Consider the following 17,021-nt stretch of genomic DNA (forward strand, 5'->3'; position numbering starts at 1 on the left):
AGGAAGAGGCGAGGAAGATGTGGAACGGATGAAATTGACGGATGAGAGCCCTGAAAGCTCGTCCCAAGGCTTCTAGTTCAAACTGGATGAGATGTTTGACGTGGCTAAACGAACGACTTTTCGGCGTTGTAGCGCAGGCGTGCGTCTTTCATGAGCTCTTCGCGGGAATGTACGCCAAGTTTGGAGTAGACCGCATGGGCGTGCGTGCGCACGGTGTTGCGCGAAAGGCAGAGCTGCTCGGCGATGGCGTTTACCGTTAGGCCGCGCGCGAGCATGACGAAAATTTCGGTTTCGCGCTGGGTAAGCTGATGGGCTGTTGCCATTTCTTCCATGGCGGTGCGGAACGGGCGTCGTTCGGCGGGGCTTTCCGATTCGTTATCGGTGCAGATTTGCGGCATGATGATGCGCTGCTGCATCATTTCCTCGAGCGTTTCCTCTTCCTGGGATGCTGGGGCGAACAGTGCGTTGCTGTCGATGAAAATCATCATGAGCACGGCGACCAGCAGAACCACTACGGCAGTTGCGCCGAAGAATTCGGCGGGGGAGACAATCTGCAGCAGGTTAGGCAGAACGTTCACGCCCCAGTAGCAGCCGGTTACGCATCCGGCTAGGAACAGGCCCTGGCCCAGGCCGAAGGTTCGCACGACCGAGGTATGTCGCTGGTAGACCACGAGCGAGAGAATGCACCAGTTCACTAGGCCGGCCACGGTGTAGCAGATGTTGTTCAGCTGCTGCCAGATGCCACCAGCGGCGCTCAGTAGCGCCAGGCCTACGAACGACATGGCCAGAAGCAGCATGAATACCCAGATAACCTTCACCACGTCGAGCGAGGCCAGCCGCGGGCTGATGGCGATGTAGATGAATGCCAGCGCCACCGGGATGCGTAGTAGGGTGGTGATGTTGGTGGAAATCAGTGTGTCGGCGGGATTGCTCTGGCTGATGGCATTGATGCTGATCATGGAAGACACGAACGCGAGCAGGAAGAATACGGCCAGAATGGCTACGAATCCGCGCGTGATCGTGCCGTTTGCCTCGGGCATTTGGGGGTTCTTCTGCATGGTGAAGGGTGCCGCGGGGCTGGGAATGGTGGCGAAAAACGCCGTGAGCAGGGGTAGCCCTATGCAAATGACGATGCTGGCAAGCGAGGGGCCGCCTTCCACGGCCAGCCCCGGGGGCGCGCACATGTTCAGCTGGTAGACGAATACCTCTGCTATCTGGGCAAGTGCTAGATAGAGCAGCAGCTGGCGTGGGGCAAGCTGACTGTATGCCGAAGCGCAGCGCAGCATGATGACCATGGAGCTTATACCCATGAGCGCGCAGCCTATGTTGAAGGGTGGCGCCGCATCAAGATAGAAGGGTCCCGCCAGAATGATGAGCAGGGCCCCGAAGGCGGCGGTCATGCCTGCGATTCGCACTACGCGCGGACGAATGAGCGGAAGTCGAAACCGACGGGGAAGAAGGGCCACGGCTAGGCAGGCCAGGGCAAACGTGCCGTTGAAATAGAGGTAGAGCAGGGTGATGTTGGCGCCGTTCGATTCGGTGGCGGAAAGCCAGCCAGCGCCGCTGAAGGCGATGTCGTTCCAGGCAAGCGAAAGACCCGTTGCCAGAAACGGCAACGAAGGCCACAGCTTGCCAAAGCGTGCGACGGTATTGCGCTCCCTCTCGTCCATATCGTCTCGCTCTCCCCGTAAGACGATCCTCCCCTTGAGCTCCTTTCATTGTCGGGGTGCGTAGCGCCATTGTCAACGAAGGGTGACAGGGGGACGGTTCTTCTGTCACCCGGTGCAAAAGAGAAAGCCCGCCGAAGCGGGCTTTCCGAACGTGTATTAGCTAGTTGCTATTCTAGGCCAGCGAGCGTGCGGCCAACCAGGTAGCCGAAGCATACGCAGCGGCCATGGCTGATGGCGCTGATGTGATGCGGGTAGGTGCCGAAGAACATCGAGCCGCTCGTGTTGCCCAGGGCGTACAGACCCTCGATGGCCTGGCCCTTCGTGTCGAGCACCTGCGACTTCGCGTTGATCTTCAGGCCGCTTACCGTAACCAGGCACGAACCGCTTTCCTCCAGCGCGTAGAACGGCGCCTTGTCCATGGGCAGTAGGGTGGTGGGGTTCTTGCCGAAGTCTTCGTCCACGCCCTTGGCGCAGAACTCGTTGTAGCGATCAACGGTGGCCTGCAGGGCGTCTTTGTCCACGCCGATCTTGCCGGCCAGCTCTTCGATGCTGTTGGCTTCGATGAGCACGTCCTTGCACTGCTCCACCAGGTCGCTGCCCTTCCAGGGGATAACGCCCTTCATGGCGTCGAACGCAGCTTCCAGGTCGCCTGACATAAGCAGGTAGTCGCGGGCGCCGGGCTGGTACATGATGGCGTTCGTGAGGAACTCGAACGAGAGGCTCTCGTTTACGAAGCGCTTGCCCTCGGCGTTCACGCGGGGGAAGGCGAAGATGGCGCCGTTGGCGCGCTTGCCTACGGTGGAACCCGCGGGGTCGTTCATGAGCACGTGCGGGTAGTCGTCCACGGCAGCGCCCACGGCCTGGCCCATGAGGTGGCCATCGCCGGCTTCGGTGAGCGTGGGGTTGATCCAGGCGTTCACGGCAAGGTCGCGCGGACGGGCCACCTGGGAGAGGATGTCCCAGTTCTGGTCGTAGCTGCCGGTTGCCAGCACCACGCCCTTCGTGGCGTTGAACTTAATGTAGCCCGAATCGCCCTTTGCAATCACGCCGGTCACAGCACCGTCGCCGTCGCGCATGATTTGACAGGCGGGCGTGTTGTAGCGCACGTCGGCGCCATGGCTCTTGGCGTTTTCGATCATCATTTCAACGAGCGCGGACGTGCCGCCAGCCACGCGTACGCCGCTTGCCCATGTGGTCACGCCGTCGCTTTCGGTGTTGGCGCCCACCACGGTGAATGCGCCGCACTTGCTGCCCTCGGTGGCTTCGGATGTGTCCATGGCCCAGTTCATGGCTTCGCCGGAACGGTTGATGAACTGCAGCCACACGTTGCGGTCGGCGCGATAGTCGGCGCTGGCCATGGCGTCGTTCAGAAATTTCTGCTTGTCGATTTCTACGCCCGCAGCTTCGTGGGCGCGGTCGCCGATGGCGCCGATTTCGCTGCCGCGCGCGGCAAACGTGCTGCCCTTTTCCAGCAGCACCGTGGAAAGGCCGTTTTGCGAGCACGAAGCGGCAGCGGTGGCACCCGCCATGCCGGCGCCGCATACTACGACATCACAGTCGACGGTTTCCACGATGTCGGCATCGGAGATGGACTCTTCCACGAAGGCAACGGGCGCCGGGTTGGGCTTGTGGAACTCGAGGTTTTCCAGGTTTGGCAGCAGGGTTTCGCCCGAAGTGCTGCCTGCGGCGGATGCGTTCTTTGCGGTTTCCTTTTCGCTCTTGGCGGGTGCGCAGCCGGTGGCGGTCAGCGCCAGCGCGGCAGCGGCGGTTGCGGCGGCGCCTACGAATCCGCGGCGCGATACGGCATGGTTTGCAGTCATGAATCCTCCCTTGTTTATGCTTCCTTGTTGCGCTTCCTTGCATGAAACGAGGCCAGCGTGCGCGTTGGCTATAATGGCTGCTGCATTGCCGCAAGGCGTCACGCTGAATGCCTCCATCCGCTGGGGGAAGCGGGTGAGGACGATGGTATGAGGGTGCAAAGGCAAGGGGTATCCGCAAGAATGGACAAATCGATCCAAATAGGTATCGGACAAAAAGTACGAACCAATCTGACCAGGCTCTTTGATGGTCCTCACGCGTTGCTGTTCGTGTGCGGCCTGGCCCTTTTCTATGCGTGGGACCTCTGCACGATCTACTGTGAGCACGCAGTGGCGGCGGAAGCGTACAATCCCGTGCCGTATTTTTCGATTCTCGTTACCAGTGCGGCCGCTACGGCCGGCTTCGTAGCCATCGGCGTAGGGCTTCATAAGCTGCAGTCGTTCAACTTCGTTGGGCTTATCGGCACGGTTGCCGCCGGCGTGGCAACGGTTGTCGCCGCATTGCTGGTGCAGTTCGATGGCATCGACGCTGGCGTGGTGCGCCTGGTGGCGGATGCCATTGCGCGCCTGGGCTCGTGCTGGGTCATCGTGGCGTGGGGCTCGCAGTATGCGCGGCTCGACGCGTTCCGCATCACTGCGTACACGCTCATTTCGTTTATCCTGGCGCTTGCGGCCTGCCTGGTCATGCTTTCCTGCCCGCAGGTTCTGCGCGTTGCATTCGTGGCGGTCGCTCTGCCTTTGTCCATGGCGTTGGTGCTGCGCGCCAGCCGCATGAAGCTGCCCGAGCGCCGGGTGGTGGGTCGTGAAACGTTTATCGGTCTTACTTGGCGTATCCTCCTCGTCTTCTTTCTGTTCGGCATCGTTACGTGGACGAGCATTCCGTGGGCCCAGGCGAGCGCTGGTGTGCAGGGGCTGGGCCAGCTGGTTATTGTGGGTAGCGGCGGCGTGGTTACCGTGCTGCTGGTGCTGGCGCTTGTCACGGGCGGCGCGTTTTCGCAGTCGTACATCTACAAGGTGGTGCTCCCGCTCATCACGGCGGGCATTCTGCTGGTGGCCACGCTGAATTTCGAGACGAATGTGGGTGCCGCTCTTATTTCCATCGGCTACACCTGCTTCGACCTGTTCTGCTTCGCGCTGTTCGCGAACGCTTGTCGTAAGACGGGTGTGGACGCTCGTCGCGTGTTCAGCTGGTGTCGCGCCATCGAAAGCAGCACGCCGTTTTTCACCGTCGTCCTCATGGTGGTGCTGGAAGGCTTGCTGCACATGGGCGATAGCCTGATGGTGAACCTCATCAGCGGCGCGAGCATGCTGGTGGTGGTTGCCGTTATCATGCTTGATCAGACTGACCTGTTCGAACGCGAGCAGCTTAACCCCGCAATTGACTATCCGCGTGCCGAGGTGCTGTATTTCGCCCGGCAGTGCGAAGAGGCCATCGCTCGCTTCGGTCTTTCTCCGCGTGAAGCCGAAGTGCTCAGCCTTATCGTGCGCGGCCGCAGCGTGCCGCATATTTCTCAGCGCCTGTTCATTTCGCGCAGTACGGTGAAGACGCATATCTCGCATCTCTACGAGAAGCTGGGCGTTTCCGATCGCCAGGAAATGATTGACGTCATCGAGTCCATCTCGCTTTCCCAGGGCGAATAAGGGTGACAGAGGGACGGTTCTTCTGTCACCCAATGTCAAACTACGCAGTCTAGTGGTAGTTAGTTTGAACATCCAACGGATGGGGGGTGACAGCAGGGCCGTCCCTCTGTTACCCGCGGCGGCCGCTTTACAAGGTGACAGCAGAACCGTCCCTCTGTCACCCTCTGTCACCTTGGGTCGAACGCAAACGCGGCGACCGTTTTGCAACAGTCGCCGCGTCGCGGGAGGGCTTAAGCGGAGTTACTACGACTTCCAGTATTTCGTGCTGTCAGCGTAGCTGGCGGGGTGGGACGGCGTAAGGCCGCCGGTGAGGGCGTGGATGACGGCGTAGCGGCCCATGGTCATGTAGGAACCGCAGCACAGGCCGCCCTGGTAGAGGTTCCATTCCAGGCCGCCGCAGATGTTGCCTGCGCCCGAGCCTACTGAATATAGGCCGGGGATGGGCTTGTCATCCTTGTCGAGTACGCGGCAGAACCCGTCGATCACCACGCCGGAATTGATGGCACTGCAGCGAATCCACTGCCTTACGCCCCAGTACGGCGGCGTGTCGATGGGCTTCATCTTGTCCTTCGCCAGGCCGAATTCTTCGTCCACGCCGTTGGCGCAGTGCTCATTCCACTTTTCCACGCTCTTCTTCAGGGCGTTCGCGGGAATGCCCAGCTGGCTGGCCAGCTCGTCGAGCGTGTCGGCGCGGTGCGTGTCGATGAGGCTCGTGTACACGCCTTCGGGGTTCTCCTTGTAGCCGGGGATGTAGTTCTCCAGGGTGGCGATGGGCGTCTTCGCGCCGTATTTCGCCATGTAGTCGTTATCGAAGATGCGGCAGAAGTGGCCGGGGTCTTCGGCGTCCTTGTTCCACTGCAGCGAAAGGTCCCACGATTCCATGGGAATGTCCTCGTTCATGAAGCGTTCGCCTTCCATGGTGAGCGCCATGAAGGGGTAGGAGGTCATGAACATCGGGGCGGCGTCCATGTCGTGCATGGTCTTGGCATGGTTGACGGGCGTCATGCGGCCGCCTGCCATCATGCTCATCAGGATGCCATCGGCCGTCTTGTTGACCTGCTTCTTCTGGAAGCGAACGATGTCGGGGGAGTAGCGCGCCACCAGACTGTCGTTGTTTTGGTAGTCGCCCGCGGCGATGATGACGGCTTTCTTGGCGTTGAACTTGATGTACTTGCCCTCGCTGCGGCCCACGACGCCGGTAACCTTGCCGTCTTCCACTACCAGTTGCACGGCCGGGGTGCTGTAGAAAATGTCGGCGCCCAGTTCCACGGCGTGGTCGGCCAGCTTCTGCATGATGGTCTGGTTGTTGATGGGCTTGGGCGAGAAGTTGTTGCTTGCCACGGTGATGTAGCTGCCCTCGTCGAAGTCGGTGCGCGTTTTCGACGTAACGGGAAGCAGGCCCACCTGGTCGCTCTGGGCGAGCATCCACATGATCATTTCGCCCGCATGCTCTACGTACAGGTCGAGAAGATCGGGGTTCATGCGGTATCCGCCGGCTTTGCGCCAGGCCTGCTTGTACTGCAGCTTGCCAATCTCATTGCTCTCGTCCAGGATGGGGCCCGAAGAGCCGTTGCCGTTTGCGATGGCGGTGCTTTCCTTCTGCAGGCAGGCCACGCTCGCGCCTTCTTCCAGCGCGGTGAGTACGGCCGGCACGCCGGCGGTGCCAGCGCCTACCACCACGATGTCGTAGGTCTTCTCGTCATCGAACTTCGTGATGGTTTCCACTTCCACCACGGAGTTCTCGAAGTCTTCCGCCGTGGTGCCCTCGGGGTACACGCTGCTGGAGGAAGCTTCCTTCGCCTTGTCCTTGGTGCCACCTGAGCAACCTGCCACGAGTCCGCTTAGCGCCGCTGCCCCTCCAACGAGGGCGCTTCCTTTCAGAAATTCCCTTCTACCGATGCTCATGATCTCCCTTTCCTCGCATCTCGTAGGTTCCGCATCCGCGCTCCTTGTTTCGCGTTGCGTTATTGCGACTATGCAAAAAGCGCCCGCCTGCTACCTCCCATAAAATCCGTGTATTCCCGAAATTCCCGACCATAAAATAGGGGATATTTCAATTCACCCACCATTTCACCTGGAGTTATTCAATTTGGGTTTCCGTAGGCGGCTGCTTGCCCCTTGTTACGCTTCGAAGGATGCCAGTTCGGGTACAATGACCAGCAACGGAGGGAATTTGCTTGAACGGTACGGGGAGAACAAGGGACTACTGTATCGCCATGATCGGCATGGCGTTTTTCTGGGTGTACTTTCGGCACCAGGCGTTTTTTCAGGCGCTGTACCCGATGGCCACATCAGCGGAAAGCGGGGGCCATGCCATGCTATACGTGGCGGTCATGCTGGTGCTGTTGGCGTTGTGCGCCCTGGCCATTCCCCTTGCCCCACGCATTGAGGCGTTGTTGCGAAAGCATCCCGTAAGCGTAATATTGGCAGGAGCCGCGGGAAGCGCGGGCGCGTGGTGTGCGGTTAGTTCCTCGGGCGTTGTGGGCGTCTCTGCTCTGCAGGTCGTTTCGGTTCCCCTTGTAGCTCTGGGGTTCTTCGCCGCTTGTCTGGCCTGGGCGCGCTATTTCGTGCGCGTGTTCAGCGCTCGTGCCATAACGCTGCTGGCCCTTTCGTACGTGCTAAGCTTGGTGGTCCTTTCCTACCTGGGATTTAATAGCCAGGTGCGCGACGCCATCGCCGTCGCGTCGCCGCTGTGTGCCGCGCTCTGTTGGTATGCGCTGCCGCATCCTGCAACGGGCGAAGCGGCGGGTTCCGCATTGGGGCTTTCCGCCGTTATCAAGAAGACCGATCCCTACGTGCTGCTCTTCATTGCCTTCCTTTTGGCGGGCAGTTTCGTGCGCGGCATCGTGGACCTAGGCGGCGCTACCGATTTCCGCTGGCCCATTTCCATCGCCATGGCCGTGGCCGTTCTAGCAGTGTGCGTTCTCTATCAGCGGGGTCGCTTCTTCCAGGGTGCAGGCGAAGACCCCAACGATGCCTCCAACGTGGAAGTGATGGTGCTCAAGTGCTGGGTCGCCCTGGCCCTGTGCTTTTTCCTGGGCGCCTTCGCGTTTCTTGTGGCCGGACCCGATTTCGTTGGTGGCCAGGTGGTCGTGGTATCGCGTTCTACGCTCGACTTCTTCCTGTGGATTTTGCTGTGCAACATGGTGAAACGCGGCAAGCTGCCCTTCGTGCCCGTGTTTGTGACGTGCAGCATCTTCGTGGAAGCGCTTTCGTGGATCATCAGCTATTCGCTTACGCCTTCGTTGCTGCTCATAAGCGGCACAGAGCGGCTGGCCGCTTCGGAAATGCTCGTTCTCGTAATCGTGTTTGTCCTGTTGGCGCTCATCATTGCCTTCCTGGGCGTAATCGCGCTGCGGAATGCGAAGAAAGCCTCCGTTCCCGCGCTTTCCTTTGCCGCAGAGGCGCCCGTGCAGGTAGAAGCGGTGTCGGCTTCGGGCGAGCAGGCGGACGCACTGTCCATTGCTCAGGCATATCACCTAACGGCGCGCGAAATGGAAGTGGCCGAGCTGTTTTCGCGCGGGCACAGTATCAAGAAGGTGGCGGCCACGCTCTTCATTTCCACGAGCACGGCGCAAAGCCATATAAAGAGTGCCTATCGAAAGCTGGGCGTGCATACGCGCGACGAGCTTATTGAAAAGCTTGGCAATGGGTAAGCGGCGCTTGGGTGACAGAGGGACGGTTCTTCTGTCACCCGGCGCTGGCTCCTCGGTGGCCAACCATCCTGGATGAGGGGTGACAGCAGAACCGTCCCTCTGTCACCCGCGCTGCTTGATGCATTGCCCGACGCCGGCTTTGTCAATCGAACCTTACATAGCGTGCGGGCAATTGCCGCCTTCGGTTGGTGGAGCTGCCGTTCGGCGCGATATACCATTGCATGCGAGGTATGAATCGTATGAAAGGAGCGAACGATGCGCTACGAGTACGTGAGGGTGAAGTTGGACAAGAACAACTACGCGATGAATGCCGACATGGAGAGTCATCGCGAGATCATCGATCTCATGGCTGCCGAGGGAAAGCGCTACGCGGGCTGGTTCCCCGTGACGCAGGGCCCGACGGGAAAGACGGTCGAGTTCGACCTTATCTTTGAGGTAGCCTAGATGGGAATCGGGGCAAACATCCAAGCAACGCGCCAGGCGAAGGGGCTTACGCAGGAGCGGCTTGCCGAGGTGGTCGGCGTGTCGCGCCAGACGGTTGCGAAGTGGGAGTCTGGCGAGACCTCGCCCGACCTGGAGCATGCCGCCGCGCTTGCCGATGCGTTGGGATGCACGATGGATACGCTTGCTCATTTTGACTCGGCCGGGACTGGGCTTGGTGCGCCCCCAAGGGGCAAGCACCTGTTCGGCAACGTAAAAGTGGGCGAGCGTGGGCAGGTCGTCATTCCCAAGGAAGCGCGCGAGGTGTTTGGCATACGGCCTGGTGACAAGCTTGTCGTTCTTGGTGAGGAAGGGCAGGGCATCGCGCTCTGCAAGGAGTCGGACTTCATGGCCGGCGTTGAGGCCGTTATGGAAGCCGTGCGCAAAGGCACTCGATGAACTAGGGGGTGACGGCGGAACCGTCCCCCTGTCACCCCAGGTAGCTATTCGAAGATTGAGAAATAGCCGTTCGTCTCGCACGTGGCGAATGCCGGCGGTATCTATAGTCAAATCTGCATCAGCGGCTTATAATCTGCATCATCAAGTGTAATATGATGCAGATAGCGATACTCATGAGGCAGATAACATGCACGCTTTCGATTACACCGACGCTCCGTCAAAGTTGCTTACGCCCGAGATAATCGGCCTGCTAGGTGTTATTCATGAGCACAAGGGCAAGCAGGAGCTGTTCCTAAGTGCGAAGAAGGACGTCTTGGATTCGCTCGGTGGCATCGCGAGAGTTCAGAGTATTGAATCGTCGAATCGCATCGAGGGAATCTTCACCTCGGCAAAAAGAGTCCGCGACCTTGCAAGCGAAAAGACCACCCCGAAGGGGCGTAACGAAGAGGAGATTGCGGGATATCGCGACGCCCTTTCGTTGATTCATGAGAGTCACGACTATATCGACATTACGCCAAACAACATTCTTCAGCTTCATGCGACCATGTACAAGCGCACCGCTTCTAGCATGGGTGGACATTATAAGGTCGGCGACAATTCTATCGTGGAGATCGATGCAGATGGAAGGCGTGTCGAGCGATTTATGCCAATTCCAGCCGTAGCAACGCCAGATGCGATGGAGCGTCTTTGCGAAGCCTATCGAAATGCACTGCACGCGGAACGATTCGATTCGCTGCTGCTTACTTGTATGTTCGTCTTTGATTTCACCTGCATACATCCCTTTAACGACGGGAATGGCCGTATGAGTCGCCTGCTCACGCTGCTTGCACTTTATCGCACGGGCTATCTAGTGGGTAAGTACGTTTCCATCGAGAAGGCCATAGAAGATAGCAAGGCTTCCTATTACGAAGCGCTTAAAGCAAGTTCGGAGAATTGGAATAAGGGTCTTAACGATTATGCGCCGTTCGTGCGATACATGCTCGGAGTGATTTTGGGTGCTTGTAGGGATTTGGAGTCACGCGTGACGAGCGTCGAGATGGGCGATGCGTCGAAGGCCGACCGCGTTGCGGCAGTGTTCGATTGCAAGTTGGGCAAGGTGACAAAAGCCGACATTTTGGCGGAGTGTCCCGATATCAGCCAGACGACGGTGGAACGCGTTCTTCACAATCTGTTGGTTGCTGGCCGGATCGAAAAAGTTGGGCGTGGGCCGGCAACGGGCTATGTAAGGGTTGAGCGCGAGTAGTTGCGACTAGCGTCGCCTGAAATTCTTGCAGTATAGCGTTGCGGGGCGGCGGGCTGCTGGGGTGGGTGCACTTGCTCTGCTTTGCAATTGCGCTCTAATGACACTTTATTGTCGTTAGAGCGTCATTTGGAATTCTAACGACACTTTACGGCCTTAAAGTGTCGTTAGAAGTTATAGTATGTCTGTAACGCCAATAAGTTGTCATTAGAAGGGGGTTGGTAATGAAGCTGACGGAAAACGGGCAGGGTTTCTTGCGAAAGAACCTTTCGGGTGAAGCGGAGTATCTGTCTTACGTGCCAACCCCCTTGAATGAGATTGTTCCCATCGAGCTTTCCGAGGACGTAGTGAGGCTGCTCGCGTCTTGCTCCAGGAAGCTTGGCGAGCTTGAGGGAATGCTTCGGTTTGTTCCGAATGCTCAAATGTATCTTACGATGTACGTTCGCAAGGAGGCCCTTCTCTCGGCTCAGATCGAGGGAACGCAATGTACTTTCGACGACATTCTCAACCCGGAGAATGCGGATTTGGCCAAGCGCGATGTGGCCGATGTTGTCTGCTACGTCAAGGCGATGGAATATGCCGTTCGTCGTATGAACGAGCTTCCCCTTTGCATGCGCTTGCTCAAGGAGGTCCATTCGGTCCTCCTGTCGGGCGTTAGGGGTTCGGAGAAGCAACCTGGTGAGACGAGGGCAACTCAAAACTGGATTGGTCCTGGTGGGGTGACCCTTCGGGATGCAACATACATTCCGCCGAACGTGGATGACATGAATGATGCCTTGTATGAGTTGGAGAAGTTTATCAACGAGGTGGACGACGTCGACCCCATTGTGAAAGCGGCTCTTGTGCATTATCAGTTCGAGACGATCCATCCTTTTCTCGATGGCAATGGTCGTCTGGGCAGATTGCTCATTACGCTCTCGCTTGTTAATGATCGTATTTTGTCCGATGCGGTGTTTTATCCCTCGTATCAGTTCAAGCTCAATCGTGCTGAGTATTACGAGCGCCTGATGGATGTAAGGGAAAATGGGTCGTATACGCAGTGGATAGGATTCTTTTGCGCGTGCCTTTTGGCTAGCGCCGAAGATGCCGTCGAATCCTTGGAGCAACTTGTTGATCTACATAATCGAGATTCGGAATTGATCAACGTATCGCTAGGTAGGTCTTCGGTGAACGGGCAGCGATTGCTTGGTATGCTCGAGCAACATCCTATCGTTGACGTTTCGTTTGTGGCTGAAAAGCTTGGGGTATCTAGGACGACCGCCAGCAATTTGATAAGGCAATTTGTCGAGCTTGGAATCTTGAAGATTCGCGAAAAGGGGAAGCATCGTTACCGGACGTTCCTGTACGAAGATTATCTGGCCATCTTGAGGCAGGGAAGCGACCCGTTGTAGGAGGGCTAGGGTGACAAGGGGACGGTTCTTCTGTCACCTGCTTCGTCCAGATGTGTCAGTCGCTTTCGTTTGTCGAGGCTCTCGAGCTGGGTATGGAGCTTTGCGGTACCTATGCACTTAGGCCGGGTGGTATCGAGGGCATGGCTCAGCGAGACTATCCGCTGGTCGACGTCGAGACACTCCGGCGTCATTCGCGGGTCTGGCAAGGCTTCAGCGGTCTTCCTTAGCGCGCAAGGTGTCGAAGTACCTGGTGGCTGGCTCAGCATCGCCTATGGAAACGAAGCTCTACCTCTTGTTGTGTTTGCCTTTACAATACGGTGGCTACAACCTGGGCAATCTAGAATTGAATCCGAGATGGAATTGGATCAAGCAGAGATGGAGGTCCTGAGGTGCACTAAAGTAAAGCCCGACATGCTGTGGCGTCAGAAGCGCCTAATTGTCGAATACGACGGCAGGCAGCATGAGGAAGAATTGCAGTCGAAATACGACGCGCTTCGCATCACGATACTTGAGGGGAGGGGTTACACGGTTCGTCGCGTAAAGCGGCATCAGGTATATAACCCCGTAGCCTTCGACAACTTTGCCTCCTCGACCGCTGCGCTTCTTGGCGTGCGTCGGCGTCCTGTGACCCTGAAGCATCAGCTCGCTCGCGAAGGTCTTCGGCGGGCACTGCTGGGGGGTGCCGCGACTAAGCTGTTGCGTAGCACACTCGTCGCATTGGGTGCGTTCTTGCTGGAATGATGTCAGATGAAGGCAGTGTCATTTCATGAAGGGTATTGTTGTTGTGAACGTAAGTCCGCACGTAAAGTGCGACACGGGTTCGCTTATGCGCGAGATGGCGCGTGATGTGGAAGGCTGGCACCTTCAAGTGTTGATTTTCTCTTATCGGATTATCTGCGATATAGCTAGCCTTTTTGATGGTGACGCTGATGGTAGCTCTTGTGCCAGCGCAAGAACGTCTCCAACGATTGAAATAGGCTTTAGGCGATTGCCCCGCCCTTCGGGCTCGGGGTGGGACAATCTGACGTCGCGAAGTATGGTATGGGCATGATGGGATGGGCTATCAGATTGATGGCGTTATTTGACAAGGGTTTTGCTCGCCTTGCGGATTCGAGCTTTACTAGTTAAACCTGAAGCCGAATAGACCTCCCATTTCCCCGTTATCGGTGAGACTTACAGGGATTGAATAGTTTGAGCGGTCAAATCCTATCTTTTCTGCGGCTTCAAGACGGTCGGTGTTGAGAGTGACGATATATTGAAAATCATATTCTTGAGCGAGTCTCGCACCAATATTGAGGCAAGACGTGAGTTGCCTGTCATCCATCGAATCAAACAATTGGCTATCATGGACTAATATCCCAGGGATGGTTCCATTCTTCACTCCGACTGCAACACACGCTACATCGAATAGAAAGATTGAGACTTCTGCTATTCCCTTTGATGCGTCACCATTGATTTTGGGAGTGACTTTGAGAACTCCAGCATCATTTGGCTCTAGTAGCAGGCTGCCATCGCGGTCTGCATACACTTCCGAACAAAGACTCGAGTACATCTGAGAGACAAGTTTAACGGAGTCGGCGTTCTCTTTAAGACCTAGACGCATGGCGTCATTTGCTTCGATTTCCATCTTTCTCAGAGTGGAATCCATGTCATCAAGTAGTTCGTAATTCCGCAGCCTTTCTTTCAGGCGCTCTATTCGTGCGGCAATTTCATTGCAATCTTGTTGGGCCTCGGAGAAGGTCTCCAAGGCCATTGTTTCGTTGAGAAGTCTCATAATTTCGCTGCGCTCTTTGTCCAGCATCTTGATTTTGGCTTCGTTAGCTTCGAGCGCATCGGTAACTTTGCCAAGCTCATCTTCTAGAAAGTGTCTCCGATTGCTGGATACCGATTCGTGAAATTTGACAACATCATTAAACGGCCTTAAAGCGTCTGCTGCTATTGTCACTCCAGCTTCTGAGTATAGACGTTTTAGGCGGCTAAGCATCTCGCCGTTATCCTGCTTGGCGGGTGCTTCGGCGGTCATCGTCTTGTTGAGGTCGCGCTTACGTCGCTTTAGCGCGATGTTTTGGTCGTTTAAGGCCGAGATTTCAGCGCTTAGATCGTCGGCAGCTCGCTGATGGCCTGCGTAACTTTCGTCGACCTTGAATTCCGCAAGTGCCGACCTTCTTTTTTGAAGTTGGTCTTCGAGCTTGGACAGTTCGGCCTCACACTCGGCTTTTGAAGTGGTCATGTTACCGAGGATTCCGTGATCAATTGCCTGCTTGAGCGTCTTTTTGTCCTTCTTGAAACTTGATGCCTTTATGGGCTTCTGCAGAGTTTGGTCCGATATGCCAAGGAGGTAAGCAATCCTTGTGCCCGTTTCGAGATCGGACTCATGCGGATCTATTTTCGTTGGCGAATCGAAGCTCGTGCGCAGAAGCTGAGAGAAAATCTGCGATGCTGTCGGTTTGTTGTGACTTGCGGGCCATCCAAGGATGAGCTCTCCGCTCTTCCTTTGCCATTCCTTACTGCTGTATGTTGATGCGTCAACTGCGACAGAAGTGCTGCCGGCTTCTCTGCTTATACGAATATCCCCAGTTGCCCCTTGTATCTCAGCCCAGAATGCTCCTTCAGTGTGCTCAGCTAGTGACTTAATCCACTTGTCACGGTTTCCGCCCAGTAGATACCTGAGCAAGCGAATTACGCTTGTTTTCCCCGCGCCATTTCGACTGTCCGTGTCGCTAGAATGATGAGTCTTTTCGGCCAGTACCAGGTTCATGCCTTTGTGGAAGGTTAGTTTTTTGAACCTGGGGTCATTTGCTCCCAGGCTTTTAAGAAATGGCATTTTTCAAGCCTCCTATTTGAGTTTATCGATACTGCGCCGATGATGTAGAGCAGATCTAGAGCGAGGATGAACCAATCGAATGAGACAAAGTCTCGTCGCCCTCGATTTGCTCTCCGTTTGTATGCTGTCCAAACTTCAGAAACCGACATGGGACGCTTAAGAATCTCGAGTACTTCCGCGCCTATTCCGAGGAGAGATCTCTCGGGACTAATCCCTTTTGTAGGTAAAATCATGACTCGTCTCTTTCGGGTACCGCTTCGAAAATGTCGCAACTATCGAAGAAATAGCTTGCAATTGCGTAGACGGCATTGGCCTTGCCCTGGTCAAGCCTGAAGTCGCTGCCTCCGACTGCAATGTAAATCTGTTCCATTATTCCAGCTGGGTTTTTGACGGTCATTTTGGCGTCTTCGTATATGCGGTGAAACACTTCAGCCTTGCTGTCTCGCAGTTCAGGATCGGGTTGTGCGGAGAACCACAAATCTATTCTCGGAGATAGCTCTCTGCCTTCATTTAGTTCGAGTTTTGTGGTCTCTGGAATAGCGTTGTAGTCCATTTTCTTACTAGACACAGGACCGAGGTCGGTTGGCTTGGGGATTGGGGTTTCCAATGATTCGATTAGCTCAACCAGTTCTTCGAGTTTTGCATGCTGTGCGTGCGGGACGCCTGGGAATAGGGAGTCGAGCTGGTGCGGTGTTAATAGAGAGACGAATTCATCCCAGAATTGGTTCTCTGATTTGATAATGCGGATTGTCAATGGTCGAGCGCTTGATGAGTCATACTGCTGTTGTAGTTCGGTGACGAGCAGCGTGGCGGTAGGTCCTATCTGCGCATTAGTGATAAAACACCACTCAGAAAAATTAAACTTGCTTTGTATTGCGCGTTCGAAGTCGCTCTTGATTTTTGCTTTAGCTTTAGCGTCCTGGTCGCTCTGTGCTCGCTGTCCATAGCATGCATAGAATGACTGGCCATTGTTGGCAAGCCCGTCGCAACCTTCATCACCCAACCGGCCCATTGGGTCGGGGTTAATAAAATCCGGATAGCGTTTTTCCAGTACGGCAGAAATGTAAGCCTCAAAGGACTCACCGGATTTGGTTATATAGGCGTTTTGGTGGCGGAGCCGATACCAATGTTTCCAAGCTGAATCTAGATTTTGAGACGTTGGGCACATACTAAATCCTTAGATGTATGTGAATGCAAGAGCGCTTCCTGCGTGGTTAGCAATGACAACCCTATTGCTTTCTAGTGGGGCAGCTCAGCCGTTACATTAACACTTCCAGCACTGTCCCGGAAGCGGGAATTCGTCGCTTCCGCTAAACCCCAATCGGCGTAATCGCAGTCCATTGTTAGTGGGTAGCCGTGCTCGTTCGCCCCCTGCCTTCCGATCGCGTCTCGATGGCGTTTGATGCCTTCATTGGTGTTTTCTCGGGTTTCCTTGCCGCTTTGGCATTTGACGCGGAAGCCTGTTAGCCTTACCGTGCTTGCGCTTGGCATCAACGGCCATGTGTTTGGTTCCGCTGATTGCATTACCGTGTTAACCGTTGCTTTCGTCATGGTTAAGGTGCGCGCTTGTGATTGCGGGCGCGCACTCATGCTCGATGAGCTCAAAAGTGCAGGCGTGCCTTGTCATGGATGGCCTGGTTAGCTTCACTCTTCTTTCGTCGCTGTCGTTGGGGCTGCTATCTCGAATGGCAGCATGCGAAAGGCCCCTAATGACAGTTTCTTGTCGTTAGGGGTCGTTTCGAATTTTAATAACACTTTAGGGCTCTAAAAAGTTATTAGACGGAGTAATGCGTCGCTAACGACACGAAAGTGTTGTTACGTTGTTTGCAATCACATTTTGTGATTGCAAACAACTCTCGTCCCCTCGAGCGCATTGTCTGCCATGTCGTACGCCTTGCTGCTT

The 17,021-nt window shown here is 56.1% G+C and carries 13 protein-coding genes; 7 read left to right on the top strand and 6 right to left on the bottom strand.

Annotation, left to right across the window (positions count from 1 at the left end; all coding sequences use genetic code 11):
• Positions 1–104: 104 nt before the first annotated feature.
• Together E7002_RS06780 and E7002_RS06785 are read right to left on the bottom strand one after the other, a co-directional pair.
• Positions 105–1,670 carry a helix-turn-helix transcriptional regulator gene (locus E7002_RS06780; RefSeq protein WP_303728105.1) on the bottom strand — a complete coding sequence of 522 codons (1,566 nt, stop codon included), beginning with the start codon at positions 1,668–1,670 and terminating at the stop codon, positions 105–107.
• 167 nt (positions 1,671–1,837) lie between these two features.
• Entirely contained in the window at positions 1,838–3,490 is a 1,653-nt protein-coding gene (locus tag E7002_RS06785) for an FAD-dependent oxidoreductase (protein WP_303728106.1), read from the bottom strand.
• Between the two features lie 180 nt (positions 3,491–3,670).
• Between E7002_RS06785 and E7002_RS06790 the strand changes: the two genes are divergently transcribed.
• Positions 3,671–5,128: a helix-turn-helix transcriptional regulator gene (locus E7002_RS06790; protein WP_303728107.1), complete on the top strand. Its 1,458-nt coding sequence runs from the start codon at positions 3,671–3,673 to the stop codon at positions 5,126–5,128.
• 243 nt (positions 5,129–5,371) lie between these two features.
• On the opposite strand, the gene E7002_RS06795 is transcribed toward E7002_RS06790, so the two are convergent.
• Positions 5,372–7,033: an FAD-binding protein gene (locus E7002_RS06795; protein ID WP_303728108.1), complete on the bottom strand. Its 1,662-nt coding sequence runs from the start codon at positions 7,031–7,033 to the stop codon at positions 5,372–5,374.
• Between the two features lie 311 nt (positions 7,034–7,344).
• Here E7002_RS06795 and E7002_RS06800 point away from each other — a divergent pair, with 311 nt between their 5' ends.
• The 6 genes from E7002_RS06800 to E7002_RS06825 all read left to right on the top strand — a co-directional run bounded on the left by E7002_RS06800 (position 7,345) and on the right by E7002_RS06825 (position 13,035).
• Positions 7,345–8,784: a helix-turn-helix transcriptional regulator gene (locus E7002_RS06800; RefSeq protein WP_303728109.1), complete on the top strand. Its 1,440-nt coding sequence runs from the start codon at positions 7,345–7,347 to the stop codon at positions 8,782–8,784.
• 255 nt (positions 8,785–9,039) lie between these two features.
• Positions 9,040–9,228, top strand: a complete 189-nt coding sequence (locus E7002_RS06805; RefSeq protein ID WP_066664527.1) for a DUF4177 domain-containing protein — start codon at positions 9,040–9,042, stop codon at positions 9,226–9,228.
• A complete protein-coding gene (locus tag E7002_RS06810; protein ID WP_303728110.1) occupies positions 9,229–9,663 on the top strand; it encodes a helix-turn-helix domain-containing protein in 435 nt (144 codons plus the stop codon).
• Positions 9,664–9,850: 187 nt separating this feature from the next.
• Complete coding sequence (locus tag E7002_RS06815) at positions 9,851–10,906, top strand: Fic family protein (RefSeq protein WP_303728111.1); 1,056 nt, start codon at positions 9,851–9,853, stop codon at positions 10,904–10,906.
• A gap of 221 nt (positions 10,907–11,127) precedes the next feature.
• Positions 11,128–12,294, top strand: coding sequence for a Fic family protein (locus E7002_RS06820; protein WP_303728112.1), 1,167 nt, complete (start codon positions 11,128–11,130; stop codon positions 12,292–12,294).
• Between the two features lie 354 nt (positions 12,295–12,648).
• Positions 12,649–13,035, top strand: coding sequence for a DUF559 domain-containing protein (locus E7002_RS06825; RefSeq protein ID WP_303728113.1), 387 nt, complete (start codon positions 12,649–12,651; stop codon positions 13,033–13,035).
• A gap of 379 nt (positions 13,036–13,414) precedes the next feature.
• Here the strand turns inward: E7002_RS06825 and E7002_RS06830 are convergent, their stop codons facing one another.
• Genes E7002_RS06830 through E7002_RS06835 form a run of 3 tightly spaced genes read right to left on the bottom strand, consistent with a single transcriptional unit; the run spans position 13,415 to position 16,286 of the window.
• A complete protein-coding gene (locus E7002_RS06830) occupies positions 13,415–15,118 on the bottom strand; it encodes a DUF2326 domain-containing protein (RefSeq protein WP_303728114.1) in 1,704 nt (567 codons plus the stop codon).
• The gene (locus tag E7002_RS09380) at positions 15,067–15,351 is read right to left on the bottom strand and encodes an ABC-three component system middle component 6 (RefSeq protein WP_369692497.1); all 285 of its coding nucleotides are present in this window, start codon (positions 15,349–15,351) and stop codon (positions 15,067–15,069) included. Before E7002_RS09380 ends, E7002_RS06830 begins: the two co-directional genes overlap by 52 nt.
• Positions 15,348–16,286 carry an ABC-three component system protein gene (locus E7002_RS06835; protein WP_303728115.1) on the bottom strand — a complete coding sequence of 313 codons (939 nt, stop codon included), beginning with the start codon at positions 16,284–16,286 and terminating at the stop codon, positions 15,348–15,350. The genes E7002_RS09380 and E7002_RS06835 overlap by 4 nt, the downstream gene beginning before the upstream one ends.
• Between the last annotated feature and the right edge of the window lie 735 nt (positions 16,287–17,021).

Source organism: Denitrobacterium detoxificans (assembly GCF_015062615.1).
Taxonomy (GTDB): Bacteria; Actinomycetota; Coriobacteriia; order Coriobacteriales; family Eggerthellaceae; genus Denitrobacterium; species Denitrobacterium detoxificans_A.

Coding starts and splice junctions, on each gene's coding strand:
- E7002_RS06785 (WP_303728106.1), bottom strand. CDS start 3,490: ATGACTGCAAACCATGCCGTATCGCGCCGCGGATTCGTAGGCGCCGCC.
- E7002_RS06815 (WP_303728111.1), top strand. CDS start 9,851: ATGCACGCTTTCGATTACACCGACGCTCCGTCAAAGTTGCTTACGCCC.
- E7002_RS06800 (WP_303728109.1), top strand. CDS start 7,345: ATGATCGGCATGGCGTTTTTCTGGGTGTACTTTCGGCACCAGGCGTTT.
- E7002_RS06795 (WP_303728108.1), bottom strand. CDS start 7,033: ATGAGCATCGGTAGAAGGGAATTTCTGAAAGGAAGCGCCCTCGTTGGA.
- E7002_RS06790 (WP_303728107.1), top strand. CDS start 3,671: ATGGACAAATCGATCCAAATAGGTATCGGACAAAAAGTACGAACCAAT.
- E7002_RS06825 (WP_303728113.1), top strand. CDS start 12,649: ATGGAATTGGATCAAGCAGAGATGGAGGTCCTGAGGTGCACTAAAGTA.
- E7002_RS06830 (WP_303728114.1), bottom strand. CDS start 15,118: ATGCCATTTCTTAAAAGCCTGGGAGCAAATGACCCCAGGTTCAAAAAA.
- E7002_RS06810 (WP_303728110.1), top strand. CDS start 9,229: ATGGGAATCGGGGCAAACATCCAAGCAACGCGCCAGGCGAAGGGGCTT.
- E7002_RS06820 (WP_303728112.1), top strand. CDS start 11,128: ATGAAGCTGACGGAAAACGGGCAGGGTTTCTTGCGAAAGAACCTTTCG.
- E7002_RS06780 (WP_303728105.1), bottom strand. CDS start 1,670: ATGGACGAGAGGGAGCGCAATACCGTCGCACGCTTTGGCAAGCTGTGG.
- E7002_RS06835 (WP_303728115.1), bottom strand. CDS start 16,286: ATGTGCCCAACGTCTCAAAATCTAGATTCAGCTTGGAAACATTGGTAT.
- E7002_RS09380 (WP_369692497.1), bottom strand. CDS start 15,351: ATGATTTTACCTACAAAAGGGATTAGTCCCGAGAGATCTCTCCTCGGA.
- E7002_RS06805 (WP_066664527.1), top strand. CDS start 9,040: ATGCGCTACGAGTACGTGAGGGTGAAGTTGGACAAGAACAACTACGCG.